The organism is Pararcticibacter amylolyticus (assembly GCF_003130405.1).
Taxonomy (GTDB): domain Bacteria; phylum Bacteroidota; class Bacteroidia; order Sphingobacteriales; family Sphingobacteriaceae; genus Arcticibacter; species Arcticibacter amylolyticus.
Window position 1 is genome coordinate 198,627 of the sequence record NZ_QEAS01000005.1, and the last position, 20,887, is coordinate 219,513.

Consider the following 20,887-nt stretch of genomic DNA (forward strand, 5'->3'; position numbering starts at 1 on the left):
ATTACACGCCTTTATTGTTGCTTAATTGCGGATCATATTATCCGGTATTGTGACAGAATTTTTTTGCCAAGGTATTATTAATTGATTTGTGTTGTGAGTGTTTGAACTGCAGGTTTTTAGTGTTCGCTTTTAGAATGTGGTATACTTTCGGTAGTATGTAGAACCTTTACCTGAACAGGAGTTTGGTAAACATTTTTGACATGAATTTAGTCAATTGTGCTAGGTCTGCCTGCTATATAATGATAGATTTGTTTTGCGGGCGAGTAATGCAAGCCGGCTTAACCAGTGATAAATTTAAAAGGAGCGTCAAATCCTTTCTTTTTTAGGAGAGGATCGTTATCTTTAAAAAAACCAAAATTATAGACAAGACTTCTACATGCGAAAGGATATAATTTTAAGAAAGGCCGGACTTTTGTTCCTCGGGTTTATTTTCTCTTTGCAATTGCTGGGAGAAAAACCAGATCTCAGTTTTACTACTTTTACATCACGGGATGGCTTATCTGCCAACACTGTTTATGCAATTCTCAAGGATCATTTTGGCTTTTTGTGGGTGGCGACAGAAGATGGCCTTAACCGTTTTGACGGTACCTCTTTTAAGGTATACCGGCATATCAGCGGCAAGCCTGCTTCTTTGCCTGCAAATCATGTCAGTTCACTTTTTGAAGATTCTGAAGGGAATCTGTGGATCGGAACTAACGGTGGGTCGGTGAGTATTTATGACAGGAACAAGGATGAATTTATAGATTTAGTCAAGGACAACCCCTCTATTGCCGGCCTCGCTGCAACTTCGATCTCGGAGGATGACGGGGGCAATATCTGGGTCGCTTCCTATAACGGGCTGTATGTTCTGGATCGGGGAACCCGTAAAGTCAGTCGTGTTTATAAACAAGAGAAATCTCCGGGAAAATTTCACAGCAATACGATCATCTCGCTTCTCCGTGATTCGCGCAAAACGATGTGGGTAGGCACGAGCGCCGGGTTATACCGTTATGACAAGAGGAAGGATGCCTTTATCCCGGTGCTGTATTCTGCGGCCGGACCTTGTTTTATTCTTTCTTTGTCGCAGGATAATAAGGGACGTATTCTGGCGGGAACGCAGAGCGGACTCCATATATTAAGCCCAGCCGGAAAAAGGATAAAAACGATCAGTCATGACGGGGTCCCCTCTATCAGCAGTGATATTATTTATGATGTGAAGAGTGCCAGGAATGGACTTGTGTGGCTTGGAACTGAAGAAGGATTGAATCTTGTTGATATCGACAAGGGATTCGTGTATAAATATCCGGCAGACCGTAGGAGTAGAAACAGCCTGAAAGCCAAGTCAATACGATCTATATGCTTTGATGAAGACGGAATTGGCTGGATCGGGATGTTTCAGGGAGGTATAAGCAAGTATGATCAGAATTATACCAGCTTTAAGCTTGCAGAGAGTAATCCTTTTGATCATAAAGGCCTGAGTGCCCCGGTGGTAACATCATTTGCAGAATATCCGGGAAAAGGAGTGTTTGTGGGTACTGACGGTGGGGGGGTGGATTTGTTTCAGCCCGCAGGCGGGAGTTTTACTCATTACCAGCTTTTACCGGAAAATTCGGCAAAAGGAGATAAAACACTTTCAGTGCTCGCTCTGGCAATGACCCGGGATAAGAAGTTGTGGGTTGGAACCTATCTGGATGGGGTATATGTGGTTGACCTGACAAATGGTAAAAAAAGACACCTGGTTAAAGGAACAGGTCCGGAGAACCTGAATTTTAGTGACGTTTTTTCTATCCGCGAAGACAGGAGCGGACTTATCTGGATTGGTACAAACGGCGGAGGAGTTAACCTTTATGACCCATCGAATGGCAATATCCGTAAATTGCTGAACAGCCCGGGAAACCCGGCGGATCCCGGTCATCTTTCTCACCCTGTAATAAGAGCCCTGGAGGAGGATCACAGCGGAAATATGTGGATCGGTTCTTTTGGCGGGGGAATTTCAGTATGGCATCCGCAGACGCAGAAATTCAGCTTCTACTCGAGGGAGAAAAACGGGCTCCCCAGTAATTATATCATTACAATCTGTGAAGACAGAAAGGGCAATATCTGGGTGGGAACTAACGGAGGAGGGCTCAGCCTGTTAAACCGGAAAACAGGCCGTTTTGTCACTTTTTCTGAAAAGGACGGACTTGCTAATGACGCTGTACAGAAGATTATTGAAGATAAGGAAGGAAAGATATGGGTGAGCACGAACAGGGGGATCAGCAGTTTTGATCCCGCAACCAGGAAGTTCAAAAATTACTCTCATCACAATGGACTTCAAAACAGTCCGTTTGTTCTGGGCGCGGGCCTGTGTCTGGCAGACGGCACTTTGTTTTTCGGAGGGCAGGAAGGATTCAATTATTTTGACCCCTCTGTTTTGAGAATGAACCGCAATGTGCCATCCGTGGTGCTTACTGACCTTAGAGTAAACAACGCTGCTGTTATTCCTTCGGATAAAGGACCTCTCAAACAGTCGGTATTGCTTGCTAAAGAGATCGATCTGAAGTACAAGGATAATTTTTCAATCAGTTTCGTAGCACTGAACTATACAATTTCAGAGCAGAATCAGTATGAGTACCGCCTGAAAGGGATAGATAAGGACTGGATAATGGCAGGGAAGGAGCATACTGCCTATTACACAAACCTTGATCCCGGACAATATATATTTGAGGTAAGAGCAAGTAATAATGACGGGGTGTGGAACAGGGAAGGAAGATCTGTCATTATTAATGTATCGCCCCCGTTCTGGCGTACGATCTATGCGTACGTTTTCTATTTGCTGAGTATACTGGGATTTATCTTCTGGATCCGGTATCGAGGGATAAAGAAACTGGAAATGAAGTTTGCCCTGGAGAAGGAACGTATTGAAGCGAAACAACTGATTGAACAGGAGCGCCGGCATGCAGAGCATTTGCACCAGATGGATTTGATGAAAATTAAGTTCCTGACCAACCTCAGCCACGAATTCAGAACGCCATTATCACTGATAGTGGGGCCTGTGGAGACTCTGATAGAAAAAATTAAAGAGCCCGTGCATGCTACCCAACTTGGCCTGATCAAGCGTAACGGCCGCAGACTGATGAACCTGGTAAATCAGCTCCTGGACTTCAGGAAGATGGAAGAGCAGGAGCTAAAGCTTCATCTTGCGGAAGGAGATATCGTGTCGTTTGTCAGGGATGCCGCTGATTCATTTGCTGACGTGGCAGTAAGAAAAAAAATATCTTTTAAGTTCTCTTCTGACATTGTGAGCGCTTATGTCCTGTTTGATTATGATAAGATAGAACGGATCCTGTTTAACCTGCTTTCAAATGCATTCAAATTTACACAGGAAGATGGCGAAGTAATGGTAAAGATCGCCACGCGCGGAGAACAGGCAGGAGATGGACAACTTTTACTGGATATTGTGGTGGCTGATACGGGAATCGGGATTCCGGACGATGTACAGATGAAACTTTTTGAACGGTTTTTCCAGCACGACCCTGGCCCTTCAGTGCTGAACCAGGGAACTGGAATTGGCCTTTCTATTGTCAGGGAGTTTGCCAGAATGCATGGTGGATCTGTTGACGTCCAGAGCCGCCAGGGAAAAGGCAGCAGCTTTATCGTTTCTGTCCCTTTCGTTCTGCCGGAATCGAGAACCGAGACCATTACTGTCCCCGAATGCGCTTTACACGCTTTATCTGCAGATACTGAAGAGCTGCCGCAGGAAACCCCGGGACACGCCGTAGAGACTGCATCGGTTCTTATCGTGGAAGATGATGACGACTTCAGGTTCTATATTAAAGATAACCTAAAATTATCATACAGGATCCTGGAAGCTTCGAACGGGAAGGAGGGCTGGCAGCGCGCGCTTGCATGTCACCCTGACGTGATAGTATGTGACGTTAATATGCCTGTCATGAATGGGATAGAGCTGAGCCGGAAGCTTAAGGCTGACAAGAGGACCTGCCATATTCCGGTTATACTGCTGACTGCTTCGACCGGAGAAGATGAACAGATAAGGGGCCTGGAATCGGGAGCAAACGACTATATGACCAAGCCTTTTAACTTTGTAGTTCTCAATGTCAAACTTAAAAACCTGCTTACTCTGAATCAGGTACTCAAGGATACTTATGTGAAACAGGTGAAGGTATTGCCTTCTGCTGTTAAGATCGAGTCTGAGAATGAAAAGCTTATTAATAAGGTGCTTGTCTATATAGAGGAAAACCTGAACAACCCGCAGTTGTCGGTTGAAGCTATGGCCCGGAGCCTTTTAATGAGCAGGGCATCGCTCTATAACAAGATCCTTGAAATTACGGGAATGAGCCCGGTGGAATTTATCCGGTCAGTGAAACTTGAGCGTGCAGTTGTGTTACTGGAGCAAAGCGACTTTACGATCGCACAGATTGCTTACAACGTTGGCTTCTCGACGCCGAATTATTTCGCCAGAGCATTTAAAGCTAAATACAATATGGTACCTTCCGAGTATCTGACCAAAAAGAGAAAACTGCAGCTGGAAGAGTGCTGAACGAATAGTGGCATTACATGCAGATAGACAAAACCCGCAGTCTGGCATATCCAGGCTGCGGGTTTATACATTATACCTTATTTTTTAGACAAATTTGCTATATCGCACTGCCTTTTCATCCTACTTTTGACCAGTAACGAACGAGTTAGAAACCGGCTGTATTATTAGCATAGCTTAATATAGCGCAACGCCTCCTTTGACACATGAACACAGCAATAAAAAAGATTCCAGCACTAGTCCTCCTTTTTTTTACCGGTTTTGCCGGGCTTATGGACGCGAAAGCACAAAATCCCATTGTTCAAACAAGATATACTGCTGATCCGGCCCCAATGGTATATAAGGATACGCTATTTTTATATACCAGCCACGATGAGGACAATTCAACCTGGTTTGTGATGAAAGACTGGCATGTGTATTCAACAACGGATATGGTGAATTGGGTTGACCGTGGAAGCCCTCTGTCTCTTGGTACTTTTAAATGGGCTGAGAAAGATGCCTGGGCTTCCCAGTGCATCGAGCGCAACGGGAAGTTCTACTGGTACATTTGTGCAAATGATAAGGATTCCCATGGGATGGCCATTGGGGTGGCGGTATCCGACAGCCCTGCCGGTCCTTTTAAGGACGCACTGGGGAAACCTCTTGTTTCCGGCGGATGGGGCTTTATCGATCCGACGGTCTTCATTGATGACGATGGTCAGGCCTATTTATATTGGGGAAATCCTCATCTGTACTATGTGAAGCTCAATAGCGATATGGTTTCATATGAGGAGGGTACAGGAGTTGTGAAAGTTCCTCTGACAGAAGAGGGGTTTAAGCTACGTATTCATAACGCGCACAATACGTTTGAATGGGCTGAGTCGATAGACGGCCTGGCTTCGCATGTTGTGAAGAGCAAGGCAGGGGATAAGTATTACTGGTATGTAAGCGCAACGGAAAAGAATAGCAACAGGAAGGTGATCGGAGTGGCGGTAGGAGACAGGGCCATCGGGCCTTTCTCTGATGTATTGGGTAAGCCTTTCATTACGGAGTATTGTGATGGGGCAAATATCAATCCGACTGTTATATGGGATGAAGCAAAGCAGGCCTGGCTTACCTGGGGGGCATCTGATCTGTGGTATACGAAACTGAACAGTGATATGATATCATCCGCCGCAGGGTTTGGACCGGAGAAGATCCCGGATGGGAGGAAAGAGTGGTTTCGTAACCAGATCAATGGTACGGTAAACAGCACTGAAAAGAGATTTACGACCTATGAAGAAGGGCCGTGGGTTTATAAGCGAAACCAGCGTTATTACCTGTTCTATCCGGCGGGTGGTGTGCCGGAACACCTGGCGTATTCGACGAGTGAGAGCCTTTCAAATCCAGACTGGAAGTATGGAGATACCGTCATGGCGATCATTAAGAAGGGCGGTGCCTTTACTAATCATCCGGGAGTAGTGGATTACAAGGGAAAAACCTATCTTTTTTACCACAATGGGGCATTGCCGGGTGGCGGTGGGTTTAACCGTTCTGTTTGTGTGGACGAACTGCTTTTTAATGATGACGGATCGGTTCGGGAAGTTACTCCGACAGCGGGGATAGAAGATGCAGTGGGAACTCTTAATCCTTTTAATCGTGTTGAGGCTGAAACTATCGCCTGGTCTTCCGGCCTTAAAACTGCCAGGGACAGTGAAAACGGGGGGATATATGTAACTGATGTCCATAATGGGGATTATATCAAAATAAGGGGAGTTGATTTCAAAAAAGGTGCTTCGTCTTTTAGCGCGGGTGCAGCGGCTGAGGCCGGAGGGATAATTGAAGTGAGGCTTGACAGCCTGAGCGGGCCTCTCGCCGGGGCACTGCAGGTTAAAAGTACAGGTGGGACGAACAAATGGAAATCTTTTTCTGCGAAGATGAAAAATATTGAGGGCTTACATGATATTTTTCTCGTTTTCAGGGGGAAGGACGGAGAGTTATTCAATTTCGACTGGTGGCGTTTTGCGCCGGTCAAATAGCGGTTTAATAGTTTTTTTTCTTACATAATCTTGTTATCTGAATGATTTTGAAAAGCAATATGAATCAGGCTGTCTTTGCAGTCATCTTTTCTCTGATTGGTCTTCTTTGGACAGATGTGCTCCGGGCTCAGACTGTGTGGCTGGATGAACTCGATCTAAGTGTGGCGACCCAGGGGTATGGTATGCCGGGGAAGAAAAAGTCTGTTGAGGGTAAACCTATTACCATCGCGGGAAAGACTTTTGAACGTGGTTTCGGAACTCATGCGGAAAGTTCGCTTTTTATACAGCTGGATGGAAAAGCATCTTCTTTCAACGCCATGGTGGGCATAGATGATGAGGTTGCGGGCCATGAGCCTGCAGCAGAGTTTCATGTGATTGGGGACGGAAAAAAACTCTGGTCAAGCGGGGTGATGCGCCTGGGCGACTCAGCCAGGCCGTGTTCTGTTGCCCTTGCCGGTGTTAAGAAGCTCGAACTGGTAGTTAGTGACGGAGGGAATGGAAACTATTATGATCATGCCGACTGGGCTGACGCTAAATTTGAGGCTTCAGGTGTAAACTCCTTTGTTACTACTAACCCGGTATCCAGCGTGCCCTATATACTTACTCCCGCACCGCCAGCATCACCAAGGATTAATGGGGCGACTGTATTTGGGGTGAGGCCTGGCTCTCCTTTCTTATTCCGTATCCCCGCTACAGGCGATCGGCCAATGACCTTCTCGGCATCCGGCTTGCCGAAAGGCTTGAAAATAGATGCAAAAACGGGGATTATTACGGGACAGATTTCGAAAGCCGGGACCTTTAATGTTATGCTCGGCGCGAAAAATGCCAAAGGTACAGCATCAAAGAAATTCCGGATCGTTTGTGGTGACCGTATCGGCCTCACTCCTCCGATGGGCTGGAATAGCTGGAACTGCTTCGCCGGAGAGGTTTCGGCTGATAAAGTAAAGAGGGCCGCTGATGCGCTGGTAAAGAGCGGCCTGGTTAATCATGGCTGGACGTATATCAATATTGATGATTTCTGGCAGAACCACCGGGATTCCAAGGATCAGACACTGCGGGGCAAGCTGCGTGACGACTCCGGCAGGATCGTTCCAAATGCGAGGTTTGGCGATATGAAGCCGCTGGCAGATTATGTTCATGACCTTGGCCTGAAGATAGGGATCTATTCAAGCCCGGGTCCATGGACCTGTGGTGGTTGTGCGGGTAGTTACGGGTATGAAAAACAGGATGCGGAAAGTTATGCCAAATGGGGATTTGATTACCTTAAGTATGACTGGTGCAGTTATGGTGGTGTTATCAACGGCATGCCGGATAATGATCCCTATAAAGTAGGCTCTTTATCGTATCAGGGCGGCGGCGATTTGCCAACCGCTGTTAAGCCCTTTAAGATAATGGGAGATTTTCTTCGTGACCAACCACGTGACATTATTTATAGTTTATGCCAGTATGGGATGTCGGATGTATGGAAATGGGGCGGTTCGGTTGGAGGGACTTCCTGGCGTACCACAAATGATATTACTGATACCTGGGTAAGTGTAAAGAATATTGCTCTGGACCAGGACAAGGCTGCAGCCTGGGCAAAGCCCGGAAACTGGAATGACCCCGATATGCTGGTGGTAGGTACGGTGGGTTGGGGAAATCCTCATCCCAGTCGCCTTAAGCCAGACGAACAGTATCTTCACATCAGCTTGTGGAGCCTGTTTTCGTCACCTCTTCTGATTGGCTGTGATATGGAAAAACTGGATGATTTTACGTTGAACCTGCTCACTAATGATGAAGTGATTGCAATCAACCAGGATCCGCTTGGCAGGCAAGCCACTTGTGTGTATACAGACGGAGACCTTCGCGTGTATGTGAAGGAACTGGAAGATGGCAGCCGTGTGGCTGGTTTCTGCAATTTTGGTCTGGAGAAAGTAAGTCTGTCGTTCCGCAATTTTGCGAAGCTGGGTATTTCAGGCCGGCAGAAAGTGCGCGATCTATGGAGGCAGAAAGATGTTGTCACCCTTGAAGACGGGCAAAGTGAGCTGTCGTTAAATATCCCTGTACACGGAGTTCTGTTATATAAGTTTACGTCTTCGAACAAGTAAAAATTATTGTCATGAAACCCGGAAATACGATTACAATATTTTGTTTTTTGCTGGTTATTTTGTCAGCAGGCAGGCTTTCCGGCCAGGTACTTCCATATAAAAATCCTTCCCTGTCTTCCGAAGAAAGGGCCAGGGATCTGATCTCCCGTCTGACGCTGGAGGAAAAGGCTTTACTAATGATGGATGAATCAAAGCCTGTCCCGAGGCTTGGTATCAAGAAGTTCAGTTGGTGGAGTGAGGCGCTCCACGGACTGGCTAACACGGATAGCGTGACCGTTTTTCCGGAACCTATAGGGATGGCGGCATCATTTAATGATTCCCTCGTCTACAGAATATTTGATGCTGCTTCAGACGAAGTACGCGCAAAATATCATGCGGCTCAGAGACGGGGGCAGGAGAGCCGGCGGTTCCTGGGGCTTTCTGTCTGGACACCCAACGTGAATATTTTCAGGGATCCGAGGTGGGGACGGGGACAGGAAACTTACGGAGAAGATCCTTACCTGACATCTCGCATGGGAGTGGCAGTGGTGAAGGGATTACAAGGCCCGGCAAATTCGAAGTACAGAAAACTTCTTGCATGCGCGAAGCACTATGCAGTGCATTCAGGCCCGGAATGGAGCCGTCATGAGCTGAACCTGAACAACGTTAGTCCCCGGGACTTGTGGGAGACTTATTTGCCGGCATTTAAGTCATTGGTGCAGGAAGCGGACGTAAGGCAGGTAATGTGTGCCTATCAGCGGCTCGATGACGAGCCTTGCTGCGGAAATAATCGTTTGTTACAGACAATTCTACGCGACGACTGGGGATTTAAACATCTTGTGGTATCCGACTGCGGGGCCATAACCGACTTCTTTACGAGCCACAAGGTTTCATCTGATTCCGTTCATGCTGCCGCAAAAGGTGTTATTGCAGGTACCGACGTTGAGTGCGTGTGGGACAGATATGCCTATGGAACATTGCCTGACGCGGTTAAGCGGGGCCTGATACCAGAGGATAAGATTGATAAAAGTTTACTCCGGGTTCTGACAGCCCGTTTCGATCTGGGTGAAATGGATGATGACTCACTGGTGCCATGGTCAAAAATTCCGGCATCGGTCATCAATAATGACGAACACAGGAGGCTGGCGTTGGAAATGTCACGTGAATCAATGACACTCCTGCAGAACCGGAACAGGCTGTTGCCTCTTTCAGTCAGAAAGAGAAAAATTGCGGTGATAGGTCCGAATGCAGATAACGAACCCATGTTATGGGGAAACTATAATGGTAAGCCAATAAGAACGATTACTATCCTGAAGGGGATTCAATCGAAGCTTGGAGATGGGAACGTGGTGTATGACAAGGCCTGTGATCTTGTTGAAAACAAAGTGATGGAGAGTTATTTCTCAAAGACCTCTGCCGGCGGCAAAACTGGATTTAAAGCGTCTTACTGGAATAACCGGGATATGAAGGGTGAGGTGGTTACCACGCGGCAGATCGGCGAGCCGGTAAAGTTAACAACTGCGGGTCAGCATGAGTTTGCCTCGGGGGTACGGCTGGAAGCCTTTTCAGCAAAGTACGAAACTGAGTTTCAAGCGCCGGAAACCGAAGAAATCGTGTTTAAATGCGGAGCCACAGGTTACTTTGAACTGCTCGTAAACGACAGCTCTCTTGTTAAATACAATAATTGGAGGACCCTGCCTTCCAGAGTTCCCTATAAAGTGGAGAAGGGTCGAAAGTATGCAATTGAAATCCGGTATGCCCAACTGAATAACTGGCAGGCAAACCTGGAGTTTGATTTTGGTAAGGAGCTGGATGTTGATTTTACAGGCTTGATCAATAAATTGAAAGGGATAGATGAGGTTGTGTTTGTGGGTGGGCTCTCTACACTTCTTGAGGGCGAAGAAATGCCGGTATCTTATCCTGGTTTTAAAGGAGGCGACCGCACAGATATAGAGTTGCCTGAAGTGCAGCGAAATTGCTTAAAAGCACTGAAGGCCGCCGGGAAGAAAGTCGTTTTCGTGAATTGCTCGGGTTCGCCCGTGGCGCTGGTTCCGGAGACCCAGACATGCGATGCTATTCTTCAGGCCTGGTATGGAGGAGAGTCGGGAGGGCTGGCTGTTGCCGATGTGCTGTTTGGAGATTATAATCCCTCCGGAAAACTGCCGGTTACATTTTACAAAAGTACGTCTCAGCTTGCGGGATTTGAAGACTACTCGATGAAGGGCCGCACGTACCGGTTTATGTCTGATCCACTCTTTTCGTTCGGGCACGGGCTTAGTTACACAACCTTCTCGATCGGCAATGCGCATATCAGCAAACAGATAATAGACAAGGGAGAAACAGTTACTCTGAACCTGCCTGTAAAAAACACGGGAAAGATGAATGGAACTGAAATCTTACAGGTATATGTGAGAAAGGGAAATGATCAGGGCGGACCTCTGAAGACTCTCAGGGGATTTAAAAGAGTGAGCGTTGCAGCCGGAAAGAGTGCCAGTGAAACGGTTGAACTCCCTTATTCTGCTTTTGAATTTTATAATGAGGAGAAACTAAAAATGGAGGTAACTCCGGGTGAGTACGAACTTTTGTATGGAAACAGTTCTGACGACCGGAGTTTGAAGAAGATTAAAGTGTCCGTATTGTAAACGTAGGATTGTGCCGCTGCACGTGAATATCAACAAGAATTGCCTGAATATGAGCTCAACTAACCAATATAATACTGCGACGAAGCTGCGGATTCTTACTGCACTGATCCTTTTACTGATTGCTTTCCCCGGTGTCGCACAGAAGATGAATGTGTCATCGCCTAACGGAAAAATAAAAGTCTCTTTGTATTCCGCAAGCGGAACAGATGCCGGAGCCTGGTATCTGAAAGTGTTTTATTCGGACAGCGGTAAGGTACAGGACGTTATCTCACGAATCGATCTTGGCCTGGTACGCAGTGACCAGGATTTTTCGAAGGAACTGCGTTTTGTAAAGGCAGGAAAACCGTTGGCAATAGAAGATCACTATGAAGTGACGCATGGCAAACGGAAAATCTGCGATAACAAAGGAAATGAGGTGACCGTTTCTTTTCTTAACCAGGCGAAGTCGCGTTTGAATATCATTGTCAGAGCTTACAACGATGGTATGGTATTCAGGTATGAATTTCCGGAAAAGGCCGGCACTTTCACTGTTAAGGACGAACTGACCTCTTATTCTGTGCATGATTCGGTTACACGATGGATGGAACGCTGGAACCCCGCAAACGAGGGACTGTATAATCAGATGAAGGGAGAGAATATTCAGCAGAGAGAGTGGTGTTATCCGGCTCTTTTCAATACTGCCGGTAAAAGTTGCTGGTTTCTGCTGCATGAAGCAGATGTGAACAGGGCTTATTGTGGATCCAAACTAAGCAATATGCAGGACAGGTCCGGGTATAAGATCACTTTTCCTGATCAGCGGGATGGCAATGGTATGGGATCTTCTTTACCTGTCATAAAACTTCCATGGAAATCACCCTGGAGGGTAGCGATCATTGGCAGCCTGGCAAAAGTCGCAGAATCGACCTTAGTGCAGGATGTTTCTCCGGCATCCGTGCTAAAAAATACAAACTGGATCAAGCCAGGACTGGTTTCCTGGAATTACTGGTCTGACAACCACGGAACAAAAGATTATAAGACAGTATGTGCGTTTGCTGATCTTGCCGCGCGCATGAACTGGCCATACACCTTGCTTGACTGGGAATGGGATGCCATGGCTAATGGAGGGAACCTGGAAGACGCAGTCAGATATATTTTGTCCAAAGGCGTGAAGCCCCTGATCTGGTATAACTCGGGGGGAAAGCACACTTATGTACCCGCAACACCAAGAGACCGGATGCTGACACATGAGAATCGTGTGGAAGAATTTACAAAGCTAAAGAAGATGGGCTTTGCCGGAGTGAAAGTAGATTTTTTTGAAAGTGAGAAGCAGGATATGATCAATTATTACCTGGATATCCTGGAAGATGCAGCAAAATTTGAAATGATGGTGTATTTTCATGGGTGTATAGTTCCGAGGGGCTGGGAGAGAACGTATCCTAATCTCATGACATCTGAAGCAGTGCGAGGGGCGGAGTGGTACAATAACGGGCCGGAGTTTACCAACACAGCTCCCGAGCATAACTGCATCTTACCCTTTACCCGGAATGTTGTGGGACCGATGGATTATACGCCTGTTACCTTTACGAATTCTCAATTTCCTCATCTTACTTCCTACGGACATGAACTGGCTTTAAGCGTTTTGTTTGAATCAGGATTACAACATTTTGCCGATCGCCCGGAGGGCTATGACGCCCTGCCTGATGCTGCGAGAGCATTCCTTAAGGATGTTCCCAATGCCTGGGATGATATCAGGCTGCTGGACGGTTACCCCGGGAAAGATGCCATCGTAGCACGCCGGAAAGGGAATAAGTGGTACATCGGCGGTATTAATTCGGAGCTTAGGGAAAAAAGGAAAACCTTAAAGCTTGATTTTTTACCCGAAGGTGTTCGTTTTAAACTGACGCTCATAGCGGATGGAAAGCACGATAAAGTTTTGGATACCCAATATATGGTGACTGACAGCAAAGGATCTCTGGACGTGAAAATGCTTCGGAGAGGAGGTTTTGCAGCCGTATTGATACCAATGAACGAAGGTTAAAGACTTTAGTTATTTCTCTTTCTTAAACATGATGAAGAGCAGGATTAAAAATTCCATTTTTATGCTCCTGATGCCTCTTATGGGCATGGGGCAATCTTATACAGGACACCGTTTGCAAACCGACCGTCTATCCATCAGCCTCACTGACGGGGTGATGGATGTTATTCCCTTGTCTGACAAGGCGGTAAGAATTCAATGGCATAAGGGGCAATTGAGGGAGGAACGGGAGCTGATCTTTACGGAAAATGTCTCTCATCCTGTATTTAAGGTTGATGAAACTGGTTCAAAGCTTGTTCTCCGGCTAAAGGATATGTCCGTGTTTTTTGATAAAAAGAGTGGTGCAATCGACTACAGGGATGCAGGAGGGAAGATATTTCTGAGCGAGAAGGCGGGAGGTCGGAAGCTTACAGAATCTTCAGTCGCAGGGGAACCTTGTCTGGTGGCGGAGCAGCGGTTTAATTCTCCTGCCGGCGAACATCTCTTTGGGCTTGGCCAGTTCCAGGACGGCCAGTTTAACCTCCGCAATATAAGCCGGAAACTGATCCAGGTGAATAGTCAGATTGCTATTCCATTTTTGTATTCCAGCAAAGGTTATGGGATCCTTTGGCATCAATATGGTCTCACTTATTTCAACCCTGCGGATAATATTGTGCCGCTTGAGAAACAGAGTAGTGCAACAGGTGAAAATAAGGAGGTTGAGGTGACCACTACTTCAGGAACTCAACGGGTATCGCAACAGCAATCGTTATATACAGGTAAGTTTAAAGTTGAAAGGGATGGCGAGTACTCTTTTATGCTTGACCTGGGAGATATGGCCAGCCGTCATCTGCTGATTATTGATGGAGTCAGCTGTATTGATCAGTCTAACCTGTGGCTGCCTCCTGCTGCAGGAATGCTCACTCGCCTGAAGGCAGGAGAGCACACGGTGCAGGTTGTTTGCAGGGCTTCTAATAAACCGGTATTGTCCTGGAATATGGCGGAAAATGAGACGACTTTCCGGTCGCCGAACGCCCGTGCTCTGGATTATGTTGTGTTTCATGGCAAGAACGCCGACGAGGTGATTGCCGCTTACCGGAATTTGTCGGGAAATGTGCCGATGCTGCCTTTATGGGCTTATGGCTTTTGGCAGTGCCGGGAACGGTATACCTCGGGTAAGCATCTGGTTAGTACGGTTGAAGAGTTCCGGAAGAGAAAATTGCCGGTAGATGTGATTGTACAGGACTGGCAATACTGGGGGAAGCACGGTTGGGGAGTGCCGCAATTTGACACGGCTAACTATCCCAATCCGGCAGGATTTATCAGGCAACTGCATGACCTGAACGCCCGTTTTTCCATTTCTGTATGGGAAAACCTGGATAAGAAATCGGAAGTAGCAAAGGATTACATTTCCGCAAACCTTTACATCCCCAATAGTCCCTGGATTGATATCTTTAATCCGGCCACTCAAAAGACTCATTGGAATGCGCTGGATAAAAATCTTTTTAGCTTAGGCGTTGATTCCTGGTGGATGGATGCTACAGAACCGGAAAATGATGCACTCGCGGGAAAACAGACCTGGTTTGGTACCGGTGAGTTTTACAGGCTGACGTACCCGCTTTTTGTAAGTAAGGCAGTGTATGAAGGGCAAAGGGCAACGAATGATCAGAAGCGGGTAACTATACTCACGCGCTCAGCTTTTGCAGGGCAGCAGCGTTTCGGGACGATTAACTGGTCGGGCGATATAGGCTGGAACTGGGATACTTTCAGAAGGCAGATTAAGGCCGGACTTAATTTTTCGCTTACCGGTATGCCGTTCTGGACTACAGATATTGGTGGGTTTTTCCGTCCGGGAGCTACTCAGTACACCGATGAAAAGTATCATGAAATTCTTACCAGATGGTTTCAGTGGGGGGCGTTTAACCCGGTTTTCCGGATACACGGTTATCAGACGGAAACAGAACCCTGGAAGTATGGGGAGAAGGTGGAATCCGATATGCGAAAAATGCTGAATCTTCGTTACAGGCTGTTGCCTTATATCTATTCAGAAGGGTGGCAGGTTTCAAGCAAGGGAAGTACGATGATGCGGCCTCTTGTGATGGATTTCAGCGAGGATTCACGGGCTTTAGCCCAACCATATGAATACATGTTTGGAAGAGCTTTCCTTGTGGCCCCGGTTACAGAAGCAGGAATAAAAGAGAGTTCCGTTTATTTGCCCGGAGGTAATGATTGGTATGACTTCTGGACAGGATCACGGCTGAAGGGCGGACAGACCGTTAAAGCAAATACTCCGGCAGATCAGATTCCCCTTTTTGTGAAAGCCGGTTCGATCTTGCCTCTTGGAAAGGTGACACAGTATGCCACGGTGAAGGCAATGGATTCACTGGAGATAAGAGTTTACAGGGGAGCTAACGGGAAATTTACGCTTTATGCGGATGAAGGCGATAATTACAATTATGAAAAGGGAAAATACAGGCTTATTCCTTTTACCTGGAACGAGCAGAAGAATACCCTGACGATAGATGCGATGAAAGGGGACTATCCCGGAGCCCCAGGGAGATATGTTTTTGATGTTGTCTGGGTTAGCCCGTCGGCGGGAAAAGGAGATAGTTTTCCAGTAAGGAAAGAGCGGGTGATTTATAATGGAGCCAGAATACAAGTGAAAAGAAACTAGATTTCCGGGCTTCGCTTTCGGAGAAAGAAAAAGCCTTGCAGGGTACTTCTATATAAGTAATGAAGTATCCCGCAAGGCTTTTTTATGTCCGTTCGGCAAAACATTTAATTGTTCATTGCATTCCCTCTCAGGTTTTTATTATTATCCAGTTCTGCCTGTGGAAATGGATAGTAAGTAGCGCGTTCGGTCCAGCCCAGTTGTTTTAGAGGTTCAAGCCATTTCGGATCGGCGCTTCCCCAGCGAAGTAAGTCGAAATAACGGAGATATTCTCCTGTGAATTCTACATATCGTTCATGGGCGATGACGTTTTTGATGTTATTCAGCCTCACGCCATTGATAGTGGTATCTTTTGCCAGGAGGCCATCAACATCCGGAATGGTCCCGCGGGAATGCTGGTACCATAAATGAGGTTGTTCTGATGGTACGATGTTGTTTGCACGTTTTCTCACCTCGTTGATGTAAAACTTTGCCCCCGTAATGTCTCCTTTTTCATTCAGGCATTCCGCGTACATTAAGTATACATCTGCGTAGCGGAGCAGGCGGTCATTGATGCCATTGTCGAAGTCGGCAACCTGAACATCAGGGCAATATTTCCGGGTACCGTACAGATCTTTATTGGTGGCCAGGTTATTCATCCAGTCCGGATAACTTGTGACCTTACCATCCACCTGGGTATGTTTAGCACCATTTTCGCACCAGAGTGTCATATACTTACGCGGGTCTCCGGGTTCGAACTCGTCATGAGTTTTCTTGTTAGGTGCCAGGTTCCACCAGGAGCCGCCGGTGCCGTCAAACATACCGATTTCCTGCCAGCGCCATGAAGATGATATATCGTCTCCAAGCCAGCCTGGTCCATTGTGCATCTGTATTTCGAAAACAGATTCGGCGTTGTTTTCAGTGGACTCTGCGAAGTTGTCTTTAAAGTAATCGACAAGTCTGTACTCGTTGCTTTCAATTACTTTCTTTAGTTCTGCTTCCGCTTTTGCAAATTCCGCTTTCTGGCCACTTTCGAGAATCGGACGATACAGATAAGCTTTTGCGAGGTAGGCCTGCGCTGCCCCCTTTGTAGCCCGCCCTTTTTGAGCTGCATTGGCGTACAAGACGCTTCGTACAGGCAACAGCTCTGCTGCTTTCTGAAAATCGCTCACGATAAGAGCGAACACCTGTCCCTTTTCCGAATTAGTGGGATAATAGTCGGCATCAGAACTGAATGGTTTTTCGACAAGTGGAACCGTTTCTCCAAATAAGCAGGCAAGATGCATATAATGCAGTGCTCTTAGAAAATGTGCCTCACCAAGCATCCGATTGCGGCGCTGTTCATCAATCTGACCTGTGAAATTTGTTATCTTATCGATCGCCAGGTTGGAGGCGGCAACACCATTCCAGAGATCTTTCCAGGTACCTGATGCCATTCCGTCGCTGGCAGGTGTGTTGTATGTGTCCTGATACATCGGTTCCCATTTAAACGTGTGGTTAAAGTCGTCGCCGGGAGCCAGGAGCTCATAATACAAAGAGCGGGCATATCCGCCCTGCACTCTGCCGATCAGAGCCTGGTAAGCGGGTATGATAGTGGTCTCTAATTGATCTGCTGTCAGGTAATACGTATCCGTAGAAAGTTCCTGGGGGTTCAGCAGGTCCAGGTTGGGCTTACACCCTGCAGAAAGAGCCAGGGTAAGTAAAAGTATATTTCTGGTTTTTATCAGCTTCTTCATCTCAAAATATTATAATGTGAACTGTGCTCCTAAAAAGAATTCTCTTGAATTGGGGAAGGTTCGCCCCCAGGGCCTTTGCGCATCAATACCACGGGCAAGGTTATACCGTGTCTCGTCTGATCCTACTTCAGGGTCGTAACCGGAGTAGTCAGTAAATGTCAGCAGGTTTTTTGCGCCGATGTATATGCGTAAGCGATCCACTTTAAGTCTCTTTGTAACATGCTCCGGAAAGGTATATCCCAGGTTCACGGTTTTGAGCCTTAAATAAGAACCATCTTCAATGAAACGGCTTGATGCCCGCAGGTTCTGGTTTGGGTCGCCAAGGATTGCCCTTGGCATGTCGGTATCAACGTTGCGGGGATAAACCGTTTTTGCACCTGAAACCGGATTCGTGAAGACGAGTTCTTCAGCCCTGTAGCGGTTGAGGGTAGTGGCGAAGTTATTGTAATAGTGGTACATCCCTTCACCCCAGTATTTGCTGTTATTGTAAATCTCGTTGCCCTGAACTCCCTGCCAGATCATTGAGAAGTCCAGGGTGCCGAATCTCGCGGCGTAGCTGGCATCAATGTTGAATCCATAACTGAAGTCGGGGATTGGGCTGCCAATAAACGCTTTGTCCTTGTCATTTAATACATTATCTCCGTTCAGGTCTTTGAACCGGATATCGCCCAAACCCGCTTTAGGGGCAAATGCTTTGTCCTGTTCCAGCTGTTGTGGCGTGGTATAGAGGCCATTGGCTACATAGCCCCAGAACTCACCGATAGACCGTCCTACTGCAGTTCTGGTGACATTGTCGCCGCCCGGGTTTACCGCACCAAAAAGTATCTCATTATTATTACCAAGGCTTAATACTTCATTCTTCACTAATGACAAATTTGCGGAGGCGGAGTAATTGAATTTTCTCGCTGAATTCCGGTAAGTAGCAATGAAGTCCCATCCGCGGTTCCTGATATTTCCTGCATTTAGTACAGGGAAATTATCGACATAGCCGGGCACATAAGATATCGGTACATTGACCAGCATATCTTCAGTCTTTTTATTGTAGTAGTCGAGAGTAAATGACAGTTTGTTGCGGAACATTGACAAGTCTAAACCCAGATCTGTGGAGTACTGGCTTTCCCACTTTACATTTGGATTGGAAGGAGTGAGCGGAAGTGCCCCGGTGACCATTACATCATTGAGGTAATACCATACATGGTCGAAACTGACGGTCCGCTGATATTGATACTGTGCGATGTCTGAATTTCCGAGCAACCCATAACTGCCCCTGAGTTTCAGATCATCAATGAAGGAAACGTTCTTCATGAAATTCTCCTGGCTGATCCTCCAGCCTGCTGAAATGGAAGGGAAGTTTCCATACCGGTAGGCCTTACTAAAGTTGGCGGACCCGTCACGGCGGAAGTTGAACGTTAACAAATATTTGCTCTCATAGCTATAATTAAGGCGTCCGAGCATCGAATACATGGCAAACTGGCCGAGGCCCGATCCCACGACTTTGGACGAAGACATCGTGGTCAATCCGAGAATTAACACGTCCTGGCTGGGAAGCGCTCTTGCCCCGGCATTGACAGCTTTATATCTGGACTCTTCAGAGGTGATACCAGCCAGGGCGCTGAAACTGTGTTTCCCTATACTTTTATCATACGACAGAGTGTGCTCAAACAGCCACCTGTTATTCTGATTGCTTGAAATATTCAGTTCATCCGGATCGTGGTTTTGATACTGGCCAACTGAATAGGCTGAAATATAGCCCTGTCCCCGGAATCGGTTTAGATCCAAACCTAAATTAAACTTATACTTCAGTCCGGGAATAAACTCATAGGATGCCCATATATTTCCGTTTGCAAAGAAAGTCTCGTTATTGTTTTCATTGAGATAAGCATTTGCGAGGGCACTCGCAACGTCTGTTCCGTTTCCTGCTCCGGCAAAGCCTGTGGTGCTATTAGGATCGTAAAGGGGCAATGTGGAGGACCATCTCTGGGCATCAATCAGGTTCTTATCACTCCAGGTGCGGCTGTTAAAGTTGAGCAAAACGGTTTCGCCAACCTTTAACTTTCCTTTAGTAAAATCGGAGATGAACTGGGTGGCATAGGTCTTTGAGTTATCCCGGATGAGAATGGGCTTATCTGTTGAATAAATGCCATTGATACGGAATGTCGCGTTCTCGGCACCGCCGCTTATAGAAAGATTATGCTTCTGATAGGAGCCTGTACGCAGAAGAGCATCCACCATATTATATCCCTGACCAATAGATTCGGGGTTTGATAAAGCGGGAAGATAATCGGTTCTTGACGGGTTTTGATTATACATTTCCTCATTGATCAGCTCCGCCAGTTGCTGGCCATTAAGTGTTTCCACGTTGTTCGAGATGGCTTTGGTGCCACCAAAGCCGAAATAATCGATTTTAACAGGTCCTGTAGCTCCGCGTTTGGTCGTGATCAGGATAACGCCGTTTGCTCCACGTGAACCATAGATTGCACTAGAGGCTGCATCTTTCAGGATCTGGATGCTGGCGATGTTGTTGTCGTCTGGAATAGCACCGCCAATCATTCCATCGACAACATATAAAGGGTCCGTATTATTAATTGATCCTACCCCTCTGATCCTGATGGTACCTGCGTTAACCTGAACACCCGGTACAGAACTCTGCATGACCGCCTGAAAGCCTCCGGGCACTTTTAACAGATCTTTTGTTTCAACAGTGGCAATAGAGGAGGAGAGATCGACCTTCTTTTGTGTACCGTAACCGATAACCACTACTTCCTCCAGTGTTTTTTCGTCGGTTTTCATCACAACGTCAATTACTGTCCTTCCTCTTACCGGAATTTCGAGTCTTGTGAATCCGATGCTTACAAATTCAAGTGTTGACGTCGCCGGAGCGCTAATCCGGTACTTTCCTTCCTGATTGGAGACCGTTCCTTTAGATGTACCTTTAATTTTGATACTTACTCCGGGAAGTGCGCCCGAGGAGTCGCGTATTGTTCCGCTTACGGTAATTTCGTTCCCCTGGGCATTTACTCTGCAGGGGTAAAGCAGTGGCAGGATAGCCACAAAAAATGTCAGGACAAACCCTGAGCCAGGTTTTAGCTTTAGCATAATTTGCGAATTTAGATTAGTTTAAAGTAGCTGAATGTAATGGTATAGTTTTCGGGATAATGGTTCGGAAAGTATCAGGGGCCTTCATTCCACTTTACGTCTGATAACGTTTTTTTGTCCGGATCATCATTCAAGTTATGGTTCTGTTTGACAGTTGTAAATCGGGTAGAATTCATGGTTATGTTGTTTAA

The 20,887-nt window shown here is 46.7% G+C and carries 8 protein-coding genes; 6 read left to right on the plus strand and 2 right to left on the minus strand.

The genetic code is table 11. The annotated features are described in order from the left end of the window. The first annotated feature begins 376 nt into the window (after positions 1–376). The 6 genes from DDR33_RS07960 (at position 377) to DDR33_RS07985 (ending at position 15,888) form a co-directional block, all read left to right on the plus strand. Positions 377–4,519, plus strand: coding sequence for a hybrid sensor histidine kinase/response regulator transcription factor (locus tag DDR33_RS07960; RefSeq protein WP_109415241.1), 4,143 nt, complete (start codon positions 377–379; stop codon positions 4,517–4,519). A gap of 203 nt (positions 4,520–4,722) precedes the next feature. Beyond that, positions 4,723–6,513 (plus strand): family 43 glycosylhydrolase, encoded by a 1,791-nt coding sequence (locus DDR33_RS07965; RefSeq protein WP_109415242.1) that lies wholly within the window; start codon positions 4,723–4,725, stop codon positions 6,511–6,513. A 59-nt stretch (positions 6,514–6,572) separates the two neighbouring features. Beyond that, on the plus strand, positions 6,573–8,600 hold the full coding sequence (locus tag DDR33_RS07970; RefSeq protein WP_202913681.1) for an NPCBM/NEW2 domain-containing protein: 2,028 nt from the start codon (positions 6,573–6,575) through the stop codon (positions 8,598–8,600). 11 nt (positions 8,601–8,611) lie between these two features. Then, on the plus strand, positions 8,612–11,221 hold the full coding sequence (gene xyl3A / locus DDR33_RS07975) for a xylan 1,4-beta-xylosidase (RefSeq protein WP_109415243.1): 2,610 nt from the start codon (positions 8,612–8,614) through the stop codon (positions 11,219–11,221). 49 nt (positions 11,222–11,270) lie between these two features. Next, positions 11,271–13,238 carry a glycoside hydrolase family 97 protein gene (locus tag DDR33_RS07980; protein ID WP_109415244.1) on the plus strand — a complete coding sequence of 656 codons (1,968 nt, stop codon included), beginning with the start codon at positions 11,271–11,273 and terminating at the stop codon, positions 13,236–13,238. Positions 13,239–13,266: 28 nt separating this feature from the next. Then, positions 13,267–15,888: a glycoside hydrolase family 31 protein gene (locus DDR33_RS07985; RefSeq protein WP_238387714.1), complete on the plus strand. Its 2,622-nt coding sequence runs from the start codon at positions 13,267–13,269 to the stop codon at positions 15,886–15,888. Positions 15,889–15,992: 104 nt separating this feature from the next. Here the strand turns inward: DDR33_RS07985 and DDR33_RS07990 are convergent, their stop codons facing one another. Together DDR33_RS07990 and DDR33_RS07995 are read right to left on the minus strand one after the other, a co-directional pair. Then, positions 15,993–17,600: a RagB/SusD family nutrient uptake outer membrane protein gene (locus tag DDR33_RS07990; protein WP_109415245.1), complete on the minus strand. Its 1,608-nt coding sequence runs from the start codon at positions 17,598–17,600 to the stop codon at positions 15,993–15,995. 9 nt (positions 17,601–17,609) lie between these two features. Then, positions 17,610–20,696 (minus strand): SusC/RagA family TonB-linked outer membrane protein, encoded by a 3,087-nt coding sequence (locus tag DDR33_RS07995; protein ID WP_109415246.1) that lies wholly within the window; start codon positions 20,694–20,696, stop codon positions 17,610–17,612. Positions 20,697–20,887 lie beyond the last annotated feature (191 nt).

Excerpts from the sequence above, each read along its gene's own strand:
- DDR33_RS07970 (WP_202913681.1), top strand. The coding sequence starts at position 6,573 with ATGAATCAGGCTGTCTTTGCAGTCATCTTTTCTCTGATTGGTCTTCTT.
- DDR33_RS07985 (WP_238387714.1), top strand. The coding sequence starts at position 13,267 with ATGATGAAGAGCAGGATTAAAAATTCCATTTTTATGCTCCTGATGCCT.
- DDR33_RS07980 (WP_109415244.1), top strand. The coding sequence starts at position 11,271 with ATGAGCTCAACTAACCAATATAATACTGCGACGAAGCTGCGGATTCTT.
- DDR33_RS07960 (WP_109415241.1), top strand. The coding sequence starts at position 377 with ATGCGAAAGGATATAATTTTAAGAAAGGCCGGACTTTTGTTCCTCGGG.
- DDR33_RS07995 (WP_109415246.1), bottom strand. The coding sequence starts at position 20,696 with ATGCTAAAGCTAAAACCTGGCTCAGGGTTTGTCCTGACATTTTTTGTG.
- DDR33_RS07990 (WP_109415245.1), bottom strand. The coding sequence starts at position 17,600 with ATGAAGAAGCTGATAAAAACCAGAAATATACTTTTACTTACCCTGGCT.
- DDR33_RS07965 (WP_109415242.1), top strand. The coding sequence starts at position 4,723 with ATGAACACAGCAATAAAAAAGATTCCAGCACTAGTCCTCCTTTTTTTT.
- xyl3A (WP_109415243.1), top strand. The coding sequence starts at position 8,612 with ATGAAACCCGGAAATACGATTACAATATTTTGTTTTTTGCTGGTTATT.